The following is an 11660-nucleotide window of genomic DNA, read 5'->3' as shown; positions in this document are numbered from 1 at the left end:
GGACGGCGAGGGGTGTGGTGGGCGTGGGGGGCGGGCGGTCGCTGGGGTGGCGGTTCGGGTGGCTGTGGGCGGCGTACGCGGTCAGCACGTTCGGCACGTGGCTCGCGTTCGACGCGTTCCCCCTGATCGCGATCCTCGTGCTGCACGCCGGGCCGGCCCAGGTGTCGGTGCTGGCAGCAGCGGGGTTGGCGGTGGGGGCCGTGGTGGCGGTGCCGCTCGGTCCGTGGGTGGAGTTCCGCCGCAAACGGCCGGTGATGGTCGCGATGGACCTGGTGCGGTTCGCGGCGCTGCTGAGCGTTCCCGTCGCGTTCGCGCTCGGCCGGCTCGGTTTCGTCCAACTCCTGGTCGTGTCGGTCGTTGTCGCCGCGGCCGGCATCGCCTTCACCGCGGCCGGCGGCGCGTACCTGAAGGCGCTCGTACGGCCCGAGGACCTGCTCGTCGCGAACGGGCGACTGGAGTCCACGACCTGGACCGCCACCGTGCTCGGGCCGCCGCTCGGCGGAGCCGCGATCGGGCTGTTCGGTCCGGTGCTGACCGTGGCGGCCAACGCGGTCAGCCACCTGCTCTCGGCGGTGGGCGTCTACGCGACCGGGGGGAGGGAGCCGCGCCCCGCGCGGACCGACGTGCCCCCGTTGTGCGTCGGCGACCTGCTCGAGGGGTGGCGGTGCATCCTGGCCCACCCGGTGCTGCGTCCGCTGTTTCTCAACACGGTCCTGGTCAACAGCCTGATCGTGGCGGCCTCGCCGCTGCTCGCCGTCCTCATGCTCGGCCCGCTCGGGTTTGCGCCCTGGCAGTACGGCCTCGCCTTCGCGGCGCCCTGCGTCGGCGGCCTCATCGGTTCGCGTCTGGCCCGCCGACTCGTCGCGCGGTTCGGGCGGCACAGGGTCATGCTCACCGCCGGGGCGCTGCGCGCGTGCTGGCCGCTCGGGTTGGCCCTGGTCCATCCCGGCACCACCGGACTCGTGCTTGTCATCGCCGTCCAGTTCGGGCTGATGACCTGCATGGGCGTGTTCAACCCGGTGTTGGCCACCGACCGGCTCGACCGGGTTCCCGCGGACCGCACCGTCCGCACCCTGTCCGCGTGGTCGGTCACGAACAAGGCCGCCGTCGCGGCCACGACCGCCCTGTGGGGCCTGCTGGCCGCCGCCACCGATCCCCGCGCCGCGATCGCGGCCGCCGGACTCCTTCTCCTGGCCACCCCGCTTCTGCTCCCCCGCCGCGGTCCCGCGTCGCGACACGAGCGGGAACGGACCCGCGACCACGGCTGACACCGCCCCTCGGGAGCGGGCCGCGGTGCGCCCCGACAAAAGCACGTCTCCAGCGAACGGGCCGCGGTTTCACGTCCACGCCTCCGGGCACCGCGGTGCCGCGCTGTCCGAGAGTGCGACCACGGCGGCGGGGACGCCGAACGGAGCAGCCGCTCCTGCGGTGCGGAGGACTTCCGCCAGGTCCTCTACCCCTGCCCCGTCAACCACGGGGGCCTGCTCCGGATGTGCCGCGGGCACTTCTCGGGGTTCGGAGGCGTCGACTACTGGTCGAGCGAGTACTCCGGCGACAGGGCCCCGGGGCCCTCGGCCTGCTGGTGCCGGGCCGCCTCGAGTGGCCGTGGCCGACTTCCCCGCCGTGGACCGGGCAGCGAGCGTGGCTGCTTTCGGACGCACGGGACGGCTGCCCGGAACGGGGGCGGGGCCTTGTGCGGCGGCGGGTGCGGACGGCCCGCCGCCGCAGGGGTCAGGCGCCCTCCTGCTCCTGTTCGACCTGGCGGTTCCAGTCGCGCTTGGTGGACTGCCAGCCGTCCTCGTCCAGGCCGAGACGCCAGTAGCCGGAGATGGACAGGTCCTCCCAGGGCACGCCGCGCTCCTGGCGCAGCAGGCGCCGCAGCTCCTTGACGAAGCCCGCCTCACCGTGGACGAAGGCGTGGACCCGGCCCGGCGGGAAGTCGAGCTCGGCGACCGCGCGCACCAGGGCGTCGCCGACCCGGCCGTCGCCCCGGTGCAGCCAGGTGACGGACGCGTCGGCGGCGGTCTCCAGCTTCTGCTCCTCCTCCGGGCCGCTGACCTCGACGAAGACGTGCGCGGGCGCGCCCTGCGGCAGCCGCTCCAGGGAGGCCGCGATGGCGGGCAGCGCGCTCTCGTCACCGACGAGCAGGTGCCAGTCCGCTTCCGGGTCGGGGGCGTAGCCGCCGCCGGGACCGGCGAAGCACACCTGCTCACCGGCCTGGACGCGGGCGGCCCACGGTCCGGCGATGCCCTCCGGCCCGTGGTGGACGACGTCCAGGGTCAGCTCGCGCCGGTCGGCGTCCCAGTGGCGCACGGTGTAGGTGCGCATGGCGGGCCACTGCTCGCGCGGCAGCTCCTCGCGAACCTTCTGCAGGTCGAAGGGGACCTGGTAGGGCGCGTCCTCGGGTGGGAACAGCAGCTTGACGTAGTGGTCGGTGTACTGGCCCGCGCTGAAGGCGGCCAGTCCGGGGCCGCCCAGCACGACGCGGATCATGTGGGGGGTGAGCCGCTCGACTCGCCGCACCTGTGCGCACGTGACCCGCGGGTTTCTGCGTCCGGGACGTTCGGCCATGGGATCGTTCCTTCCTCCCCCTGGACACCGGCGAAGGCGTCCCCCACAGACGGTGAAGGGCCCCGGCCGGACCTGTGGGCCGTCCGGCTTCCGAGGACCTGATCGTACGGGCTGCGGTGCGGCCCCGCCTGACGGCGGGGCCGGTCGCGGACCGCGCGTCACAGACGCACGGTATCCCCTAACACCGCGGGAAGCCGCACGCCCGTCCGTTCGGCGGCGGCGGCGAGCTCCTTCCACACCTTCCCGGCCACGGGGATTCCCTCCCGGGACCGCTCGGCGGCGGTCGCCGCGCTGCGCTCCCCCGGGTAGCTGATCTCGGTGGCCTCGTCCGCGCGCGGCAGGCCCTTGAGCGCGTCGAGGGTCTGGGCGACGGTCTCGGCGTAGCCGTCGGCGTCCCCGAACGCGGCGGGGTCCAACGCGATGATCAGGGCGTTCTGCCGGTGCACCCTCCCCTCGGGGTCGTCGCCGTGGAACGAGGCGAGGATGGGCGCCTGCACCAGGACGCTGGTGAGCATCTCGAACAGCAGGGACATCCCGGCGCCCTTGGCCCCGCCCAGCGGCAGCGGCATCTTCGCGAGGCCGGGGTCGGTGGTGGGTACGCCGTCGGCGGTCGCGGCGGCGCCCTCGGGCAGCGGTTTCCCGCTGTTGCGGTACTGCGCGATCTTGCCGAGCGCGATCGTGGCGGTCGCCATGTCGAGCAGGACCGGGGGCCGTTCCCGGGTGGGGACGGCGATCGACAGCGGGCTCGTCGCGACCGCGGCGCCCTTGACGCCGGTGTAGCCCATGTTGGGCATTCCGGCGACGAAGGCGATGCCGACGAGTCCCTCCTCGGCGATCTTCGAGGTGTAGTAGCCGATGGCCCCGGTGTGGACGGTGCGGCGGACCGCGACCGCGCCGATCCCGTTGGCGCGGGCGCGGCTTACCGCCTCGGCGGCGGCCTCGGTGAGGGCGACCGGCCCGGGGGCACGGTCGGCGTCGAGGACGGCGACCCCCGGCGTGCTCGACGTCACCTGGAGGTCGGGCCTGGGGTTGGCCTCGCCCGAGGCGAGCAGCTCCAGGTAGCGGGGGACGCGGGAGACCCCGTGGGAGTCCACTCCGCGCAGGCCCGCCCAGATCAGGACGTCGCTGATCGTGCGGGCGTGCTCGGGGCTGGTTCCCGCCCCGGTGAACAGAGCGGTGACGAGGTCGGCCAGGTCACCGGCGGGGATCACGGTTTTTGCTGGTGGCATCGGTGGTGCTCCGGTTGGTCGGTCGGCGGCTTGCGGATCAGCGGGTCACCGAGACGTTGACGACCGCGGTCGTGCCCTCTCTGACGGCCTTCAGCGCCCGGGACAGGGCCGGGGTCAGGTCGTCGGCGTGCGCGACGCTTTCCGCGTGCATGCCGAAGGGTTCGGCGAAGGCGGACAGCTCCGGTTGTCCGCTGAGGTCCACCCCCAGGAACTCGCCGGTCTCGACCGCCGCTCCCTCCGGGTAGAACCGCAGGTGGTTCATCTTCATCGACCGGTACTGGTGGTTGTTGAAGACGACGACGAGCAGCGGCAGGCCGTAGGCCCGTGCGGCGTCGAGCGACTGGATGACGGGGTTGTACTGGAACGCTCCGTCCCCGACCGTCAGCACGACGGGACGCTCGGGTGCGGCGAGCCTGGCGCCCAGTGCCCACGCGATGCCCTGACCGAGTCCGCCCTGCACGTACAGGTAGGAGTCGGGGGTGGAGCGTCGCATGTGGCGCCGGACCAGGCCGCCGTGGGTGATGGTCTCGTCGACCACGATCGGGTCGTCGTCGGCGAACAGTTCGCGCAGGGCGGCGACCAGGTGGACCGGGTCGATCCCGTCGGCCCCCGCGGCGCGCTGCTCGGCGGCCTCGATGGCGGCGGTCTCGGCGGCCCGCCTGGTGAGCTGGGCCGCGCGCCGCCGCTCCAGCAGGGCCGCCTCGGGCGGGTTCTCGCGGACCAGCCGGGTCATCTCCCGCAGGGTGGCGGCCACGCCCCCCTCCAGGTAGTGGTCGGCATACAGCACCTGGTAGGCGATGTGCGGCCGCTGGGGGACCTCGTCGACCACGACGATCCTGGCGCGGGCCGGGCGCCTGCTCGGCGGATAGAACGGCGACCGGCAGTTGACCAGGAGGATCAGGTCGGCGGTGTCCATGAAGGGGTCGATGCTGTCGCCGGCGTGCAACTCGTGGTTTCTGGGGAAGTTCGCGCACACGGTGGAGTTCGGCTCGACCACCGGGATCTGCAGGGCCTCGGCGAAGCCGACGAGAGCCCGCATGCCGTCGGCCTCGCGGCCGGTGCTCTCGGTGACGATGACCGGGTTCTCCGCCTCGGCGAGCAGGTCGAGAACCGCGGCGATCTCCTCGGGGGAGCTGACGGTCGAGCCCTTCGGGGCGGTCGGCGCCGTCGCACGCTCCTCCCACGGCTCCAGCAGCACCTCGAGCGGAACGTTGAGGTAGACCGGACCGGAGGGGGCCCGCCCCGCCATCTCGGCGGAGCGGGTCACCATGGTGAACAGGGTGGAGACGCTCGCGGCCTGGTTGGCCCACTTCACGAAGGGCTGCGCCATCGTGTGCGGACCGCCGACGACCGACAGGTTGCGGTACCACTGCCCGCCCGGGTCCGGACCGGTGCCGTCCCCGTAGGTGGTCGACTCGGAGGAGGCGATCACCATGGGCGCGCCGGCCAGGAGTGCGCCGTGGATGGCGCACGCCCCCTGCAGCAGGCCGGGGCCTGCGTGCAGCAGCACGCCCTGGGCGCGGCGGGTGAGGAGACTGTAGCCGGTGGCCATGCCCACGGCCACGGTCTCGTGGGTCAGGTCGAGGTACTTCGGGCAGGGCAGGTGGTCGCGGTGGTGCCGGGCCAGCGACTCCCACACCGGGGCCCACTCCGAGCCGGGTGAGGAGAAGATGTAGTCGGCCCCGATCGCGCCGAACGCGGCGACCACGGCGTCCCCGCCGTCGAGGTGGTGACTCATGGATCGCCTCAGTTCTCGATCGGCCAGTCGAGGACCTCGCAGATCCCGCGGCCCATGATCCACTCCAGCTCCTCGGGGGTGAAGTCGAAGTGCTTGGTGAACTGCTCGATGGTGTCGGTGTAGGTGAGGCCGTGGCCGAGCAGACGGGTGATGTCGGTGCCCCAGAAGCAGCGCTGGGGGCCCATCTTGTCGACCATCTCGCGCACGTACTTCTCGATGTTGAGGTTGGGGAAGGGGTGCGTGGAGTAGCCGGGGAGCGCCGAGACCTTGACGTAGATGTTGGGGTGCTTGTTCAGGTCGGCGGTCTCGGAGACCCAGTAGCCGATGGCGTCGTCGACGCAGCGGGCCATGATGCCCATGTGGTCGATGATGATCTTCAGGCCGGGGTGCTTCTCGGCGATGGCGCCGAGCTCGGCCTTCCAGATCGGGGCGTGCACCATCGTGGGGATGCCGAGCTCCTCGGCGACCGGCCAGTACCAGTCGTTGGTGCCGTCGATCATCCAGTTGCGGTCCTGGGGCCGGTGGAACGTCAGCCGGGTGCCCTTGACGTGGGGGTTCTGCGCGAAGTCGCGCAGCATGGCCCTGCCCTCGTTCGGCTTGTTCTGCGGGATGCGGGCCATGATGCCGAACCGCTCGGGGTGGGCCTCGCAGGCCTCCAGGGCGTAGTCGATGCGGTCGCCCTCCCAGGACGGGGGCACGATGAGCGCGCGGTTGACGCCCGCCTCGTCCATCAGGGCCAGGCACTCCTCGTAGCTGAACGGCTCCTCGCGGTGTCCGTTGAGTCGGATCCGCTCCCGCGCGCCCGGAACCCAGGGACGGTCGGGGGTCTCTTCTCTCCAGATGTGGACCTGGGTGTCAACGACGAACATATCCCTTTTTCCTTTTCCTTCTGTGCCGGGCCAGAGGACCGGAGTTGTTGTCGACCTTAAAGACGGAATCGCTCCGTGCGGAGTTCTGTTCACGCAATCGGTTGCTGCGCGAATCGAATGGTTCGAGGTTTTATCGGGCTTTCTCGCCGTGGAGGGCGTCGACCACGTGCTCGGCGATGGCCATGCACGACGTCGCGGCGGGCGAGGGGGCGTTGCGGACGGCCGTGACGCGTCCCAGCCGGTTGATGCGGAAGTCGTCGACGAGGCTGCCGTCGCGGTCGAGCGCCTGGGCGCGCACGCCCGCCCCGCCGCGCACGACGTCGTCGGGGCCGATCTCGGGCACGTAGCGCTGCGCGGCTTTCATGTAGGCGCGTTTGGAGAGCGACCCGTACATTTCCTTGACTCCGGTGCGCCAGTGCTGGAAAGCCATTCTCCAGGCACCGGGCCACGCGGCGGTTCCTCCCAGATCCGCCAGGCGGATGTCAAAGCGGCGGTAGCCCTCGCGGGAGAACGCGAGGACGGCGTTGGGGCCCACTTCCACGTCCCCGGACACCCGGCGGGTGAAGTGCACGCCGAGGAACGGGTACCTGGGGTCCGGAACGGGGTAGATGAGTCCGCGCACCATGTCCGCCTTCTCCGGGCGGATCAGCATGTACTCGCCCCGGAACGGCACGATCCTGGGGCCGGCCTCGTCCCCGGCCAGGCGGGAGACCCGGTCGGTGTGCAGTCCGGCGCAGATGATGAGGTTGTCCACCCGCACGGTCTGTCCGCCCGCGACGACCTGGAGCGGACCCGCGGTCTCGTGGATCCGGGTGACCGGTGAGCTGAGCCGGATCTCCCCGCCCGCCGCGGCGATGTCCTCCGCGAAGGACTCGCAGACGCGCGTGTAGTCCGTGATGGCCGTGTGCGGCGAGTGCAGGGCGGCCAGCCCCGCGGAGTGCGGTTCGATGTCGCGGATCTCGTCGGGGCCGATGCGGCGCAGCCCCGGGACGGCGTTGCGGTCGGCTCTGGCGTAGATGTCGTCGAGCCGCGCCACGTCCTCCCCGGTGACCGCGACGACGAGCTTGCCGCACTCGTCGTAGGGCAGGCCGCGGTCGGTGCAGTACTCGCGCAGCATCTTTCTGCCGCGCGTGCACAGGCGGGCCTTGAGGCTGCCGGGCCTGTAGTAGAGACCGGCGTGGACGACCCCGGAGTTGTGGCTGGTCTGGTGGGCGGCGACGCGGTCCTCCTTCTCCAGCACCACCACGCGCGTTCCCGGCCGTCTGCGGGTGATCTCCCGGCCGACCGCGAGTCCGACGATGCCGGCGCCGACGATGCCCACAACCTCGTCAGCCATTACTGGTCCCCCCGTTCCCGGTTCGGTGCGCGCATGAGGCTGTCACGCGCCGTAGTTGATCGCGACGGTCTTGACGCGGGTGTAGAAGCGCAGCGCCTCAGAGCCCTGCTCCTTGAAGGCCGAACCCGAGTCGCGGAAGCCGCCGAAGGGGTGGTGCACGTCCCAGCCGGTCGTGGCGGTGTTGACGGCGACCTGGCCGCACTCCACCTCGTCGACGAACCGGTGGGCGGCGCTGAGGTCCCGGGTGAACACGGCGGCGGAGAGCCCGTAGACGGAGTCGTTGACCGCCTCGACGGCCTCGTCGAAGCCGTCCACGGCCCGCACCGCCAGGACCGGGCCGAACACCTCGTGGCGCCAGATGTCCATCGCCGGGGTGACGCCCACCAGGATGGTCGGGTTGACGTAGCAGCCGTGGGCGCGTTCGGGGTCGGCGGGCGTGTCGCCTCCGGCGCGGACCACCGCGCCCTGCTCGACGGCGCGGGCGATGTCGCCCAGCACGGAGTCGCGCTGGGAGACGCTGACGAGCGGTCCCATCGTGGTCGCCGAGTCCTTGCCGGGGCCCACGGTCAGCTTCGCCACGCGCTCGCGCAGAATGTCGACGAACCGGTCGTGGACCTCCCGCTCGACGACGAGGCGGCTGGTGGCGGTGCAGCGCTGCCCGGCCTGGCCGAAGGCGGCGGCCATGACGGCGTCTGCCGCGGCCTCCAGGTCGGCGTCGGCCAGGACGGCCGTGGCGTTCTTGCCACCCAGCTCACCCTGGAAGCGGACGTTGCGGCTGGCGAGCCGCACCCGCAGCCGCTCCCCCACCTCGTTGCTGCCGGTGAAGGTGACCGCGGCGATGCGCGGGTCGTCGAGCAGGGCGTCGGAGATCTCGGAGGTGCGGCCGGTGACGACGTTGAGGACCCCGGCGGGCAGGCCCGCGTCGTGCAGGGCTCTCGCCAGGTGGATGGCGGACATGGGGGTCTCGCTGGCCGGCTTGATGACCACGGAGTTGCCGGAGGCCAGTGCGGGCGCGAGCTTGCGGGCGGGGGTCAGCAGCGGGTCGTTCCACGGGGTGACGGCCAGGACCACGCCGATCGGCTCCCGCTGGAAGCTGGCTTTGGTGCCGGGCCGGGCGTCGTTGAGCAGGGTGCCGTAGCCTTCGCGGGCGATGCCCGAGTAGTACTCGAAGAAGTCGGCGGCCTTGCCGACCTCGCCCGTGGCCTCGGCCAGGGTCTTGCCCATCTCGGTGACAAGGGCGTCGGCGATCTCCGCCGTGCGGGAGCGCAGCAGCGCGGAGGCCTCGTGCAGGATCTTCGCGCGCTCGAAGGGCGAGGTCCGGCGCCAGGTGGCGAAACCGGCCGCGGCGGCGTCGTAGATCTCGGCGACCTGCCGGGCGGTCAGCGCCGGGACGCGGGCGGCGGGCTCGCGTACGTCGGTGGGGTCGAACACGTCCACCGACCCGGAGGAGCTCACCCACTGTCCTCCCGCAAGGATCTCCATTTCTCGCACGGGCATGCTGCTCCTTGTCACTGGGGTGAAAGAGGGGATGTCGCGGAGAGGCCGCGTCTGACAGCCCACGATAGGAACACGGCGCGCCGAGAACCACGTGTCGGGGAACATCCATTGCTTGCGCGCCGCGCACTGCTGACAGGCGCCGATCCGTGATGGAATCTGCGCGTTCCGACAGACAGGGAGGATCTGCATGCCCTACGCCGTGGTGGCCCACTACCGGTGCGAGCCGCAGGACGCGGAGCTGGTCCGGGACGCGCTGCTGAAGATGCGCGAGCACACGCTGCGCGAGCCGGGGAACCTGGCCTACGTCGTGCACGCCGACGCCGACGCCGAGGCGGCGTTCACGCTGTACGAGCAGTATGTCGACCGGGCCGCCTTCGACGCCCACGCCGCCTCGGAGCACTTCGCCGAGTACATCCTGGGCACGGTCCGCCCCCGGTTGGTCGACCGGACCGTGTGGTTCGGCGAGGTTCTCTGACACGCCCCCTCGGGCCTCGGGGCCGCCCGCGCGGACGGAGCAGGCGTCCGTCCGCGCGGGCGGCCCTCTTCTTTTTCCTCCCGGCTCTGCCGCCGCCCCGGCCGGGAGGCGGCCTCCGGTTCCCGGCCGGGGCGGGGCGCGGTCGCCGGCGCCGGGAGACCGGGGGCGCGGCGCCCCGGGACGGCCCGCTGACCTGCACCCATCGCGGCCCCAGCCGCCACCCGAACAAAACCGCATCTTAATCTTGCGGTGTGACCTGTGGCATACGTCTCTTCCCCGGCGGCAGGATGAGGGCTCTGTACAACCCGGCATTCCGCATCACTGCCTGCACGTACACACCCCCACCCCCCTGACAGCCCGCCGCAAGGAGGCACCCAACCGCTATGAGCACACCACGACTGAGAACCTCAGCCCTCCCCCTCACCCTGGCGGCCGTTCTGGCCCTCTCCGCGTGCGGAGGCTCGGAGGAGTCCGCCGACGGCGGTGGCGAGACGCTGGCCGTGAACTACGCCGGTTTCCCCGAGAGCTGGGCCCCGGGCGCCGACATGGAGGCCGGGTACATGCGCGTGCCGTACGAGAACCTCGTCGCGCTGGACGGGGCCGGGGAGATCACCCCGGTGCTGGCCACCGACTGGGAGCAGACCGACACCGAACTCACCCTCACCCTGCGCGAGGGCGTGGTGTTCCACGACGGCACCCCGTTCAACGCCGAAGCCGTCAAGGCCAACCTGGAGTCGATCCGCGGCAGCAACGGCCCGTACGCGGGCCCGCTGCAGGTCATCGAGTCGATCGACGTCGTCGACGAGCTGACCGTGCGCCTCAACCTCGCCGAGCCGTCCCCGTCGCTGCTCACCACCCTGTCGACCCGCGCGGCCCCGATGGCCAGCCCCAAGGCGATCGAGGACGGCAGCGTCGCCGAGCACCCCGTCGGCACCGGCCCGTGGGCCTACGACCCGGACGCCTCCACCCTGGGCACCCGCATGGCCTTCACGTTCTTCCCGGACTACTGGGGGGGGCGAGGACAGCGTCGGCTTCGAGACGATCGAGCTCTACGGCATCGAGGATGCCAACACGGCCGCGGGCGCGCTCTCCAGCGGAGAACTGGACGTCTCCAGCGTTGAACCGGAGGCGCTGGAGCAGCTCGGAGGGACGCCCTCCATCGACTCGCTCTCCTACCCCGCGATCCGCAACAACCTGATCTTCTTCGACCGCGGCCCCGGCGGTCTCTTCGCGGACGCCGACGTGCGCCGCGCCGCGTGCTACGCCATCGACACCGACGCCCTTCCCGAGATCGCTCCCGACCTGGCCCCCCGCGTCCAGCACTTCTCCGAGGGAGAGCCCGGGTACAACCCGGACATCCACGGCTACCCGCACGACCTGGACCGCGCCGAGGAACTGTACGAGGAGGCGGGCAGCCCCGACATCTCCGCCGAGATGATGGCCGCTCCCTTCAACCAGAAGCAGATCGAGGTGTACACGTTCCAGATGGCCGAAATCGGCATGGACATCACCGTGCAGGTCGCCCCGCCGCCGCAGTTCTTCTCCTCGTGGAGCAACGGTACCTACCCGCTCGGCCTCAGCAGCAACGACGAACTGACCCCCTACGACTGGTACAAGGCGTGGTTCGCCGCCGACGCCCCGGGCAACCCGGCGGGCGTGGAGAGCGAGGAGCTCAAGAGCGCGGCCGACGCGGCGATCGCGGCCGGCACCTCCGAGGAGGCCGAGGAGCTGTGGTCCGAGGTCACCAAGATCATCGCTGACGAGGCCCTGACCTGCGGTCACGCCGCCTCCGAGGAGACGATCGTGTGGAACGCCGGCCGGGTTGAGGGCGTCACGGCCCCCTCGCAGCCGTGGGAGCCCAACCTGGTCGACTACAGGGCTCTGCGACCCTCCGGAGGACAGTAGGCCATGCCGGTCATGAAGTCTGCGACGGGGCGGGAGGAGC

General features: G+C 71.7%; 10 protein-coding genes. 4 read left to right on the top strand and 6 right to left on the bottom strand.

Annotated features, from left to right (window positions below):
- Positions 1-23 precede the first annotated feature (23 nt).
- Positions 24-1268: an MFS transporter gene (locus NI17_RS07210; protein ID WP_068693470.1), complete on the top strand. Its 1245-nt coding sequence runs from the start codon at positions 24-26 to the stop codon at positions 1266-1268.
- 463 nt (positions 1269-1731) lie between these two features.
- On the opposite strand, the gene NI17_RS07205 is transcribed toward NI17_RS07210, so the two are convergent.
- From NI17_RS07205 to NI17_RS07180, 6 genes are all read right to left on the bottom strand, one after another.
- Positions 1732-2571: a siderophore-interacting protein gene (locus tag NI17_RS07205; RefSeq protein ID WP_119267578.1), complete on the bottom strand. Its 840-nt coding sequence runs from the start codon at positions 2569-2571 to the stop codon at positions 1732-1734.
- Positions 2572-2729: 158 nt separating this feature from the next.
- Complete coding sequence (locus tag NI17_RS07200; RefSeq protein WP_119267577.1) at positions 2730-3800, bottom strand: Ldh family oxidoreductase; 1071 nt, start codon at positions 3798-3800, stop codon at positions 2730-2732.
- Between the two features lie 37 nt (positions 3801-3837).
- The gene (locus tag NI17_RS07195) at positions 3838-5538 is read right to left on the bottom strand and encodes a thiamine pyrophosphate-dependent enzyme (protein ID WP_068693399.1); all 1701 of its coding nucleotides are present in this window, start codon (positions 5536-5538) and stop codon (positions 3838-3840) included.
- 8 nt (positions 5539-5546) lie between these two features.
- Positions 5547-6407: an amidohydrolase family protein gene (locus NI17_RS07190; RefSeq protein WP_068693400.1), complete on the bottom strand. Its 861-nt coding sequence runs from the start codon at positions 6405-6407 to the stop codon at positions 5547-5549.
- A gap of 130 nt (positions 6408-6537) precedes the next feature.
- A complete protein-coding gene (gene lhgO / locus NI17_RS07185; RefSeq protein WP_068693401.1) occupies positions 6538-7743 on the bottom strand; it encodes an L-2-hydroxyglutarate oxidase in 1206 nt (401 codons plus the stop codon).
- Positions 7744-7785: 42 nt separating this feature from the next.
- Positions 7786-9240 carry an aldehyde dehydrogenase family protein gene (locus tag NI17_RS07180; protein ID WP_170163003.1) on the bottom strand — a complete coding sequence of 485 codons (1455 nt, stop codon included), beginning with the start codon at positions 9238-9240 and terminating at the stop codon, positions 7786-7788.
- A 187-nt stretch (positions 9241-9427) separates the two neighbouring features.
- Between NI17_RS07180 and NI17_RS07175 the strand changes: the two genes are divergently transcribed.
- From NI17_RS07175 to NI17_RS24390, 3 genes are all read left to right on the top strand, one after another.
- Positions 9428-9715 carry a putative quinol monooxygenase gene (locus tag NI17_RS07175; protein ID WP_068693403.1) on the top strand — a complete coding sequence of 96 codons (288 nt, stop codon included), beginning with the start codon at positions 9428-9430 and terminating at the stop codon, positions 9713-9715.
- A gap of 383 nt (positions 9716-10098) precedes the next feature.
- Positions 10099-10836 carry an ABC transporter substrate-binding protein gene (locus tag NI17_RS24395; protein ID WP_068693407.1) on the top strand — a complete coding sequence of 246 codons (738 nt, stop codon included), beginning with the start codon at positions 10099-10101 and terminating at the stop codon, positions 10834-10836.
- Positions 10757-11620 carry an ABC transporter substrate-binding protein gene (locus NI17_RS24390; RefSeq protein WP_084012805.1) on the top strand — a complete coding sequence of 288 codons (864 nt, stop codon included), beginning with the start codon at positions 10757-10759 and terminating at the stop codon, positions 11618-11620. Before NI17_RS24395 ends, NI17_RS24390 begins: the two co-directional genes overlap by 80 nt.
- The last annotated feature ends 40 nt before the right edge of the window (positions 11621-11660 follow it).

The sequence above is a fragment of the Thermobifida halotolerans genome (genome assembly GCF_003574835.2).
Lineage (GTDB): Bacteria > Actinomycetota > Actinomycetes > Streptosporangiales > Streptosporangiaceae > Thermobifida > Thermobifida halotolerans.
Note: the sequence above shows the minus strand (reverse complement) of the source record. Positions and strands in the feature narration are given on the sequence as shown.

Coding starts and splice junctions, on each gene's coding strand:
- lhgO (WP_068693401.1), bottom strand. CDS start 7,743: ATGGCTGACGAGGTTGTGGGCATCGTCGGCGCCGGCATCGTCGGACTC.
- NI17_RS07180 (WP_170163003.1), bottom strand. CDS start 9,240: ATGCCCGTGCGAGAAATGGAGATCCTTGCGGGAGGACAGTGGGTGAGC.
- NI17_RS07200 (WP_119267577.1), bottom strand. CDS start 3,800: ATGCCACCAGCAAAAACCGTGATCCCCGCCGGTGACCTGGCCGACCTC.
- NI17_RS07175 (WP_068693403.1), top strand. CDS start 9,428: ATGCCCTACGCCGTGGTGGCCCACTACCGGTGCGAGCCGCAGGACGCG.
- NI17_RS07205 (WP_119267578.1), bottom strand. CDS start 2,571: ATGGCCGAACGTCCCGGACGCAGAAACCCGCGGGTCACGTGCGCACAG.
- NI17_RS07190 (WP_068693400.1), bottom strand. CDS start 6,407: ATGTTCGTCGTTGACACCCAGGTCCACATCTGGAGAGAAGAGACCCCC.
- NI17_RS24395 (WP_068693407.1), top strand. CDS start 10,099: ATGAGCACACCACGACTGAGAACCTCAGCCCTCCCCCTCACCCTGGCG.
- NI17_RS07195 (WP_068693399.1), bottom strand. CDS start 5,538: ATGAGTCACCACCTCGACGGCGGGGACGCCGTGGTCGCCGCGTTCGGC.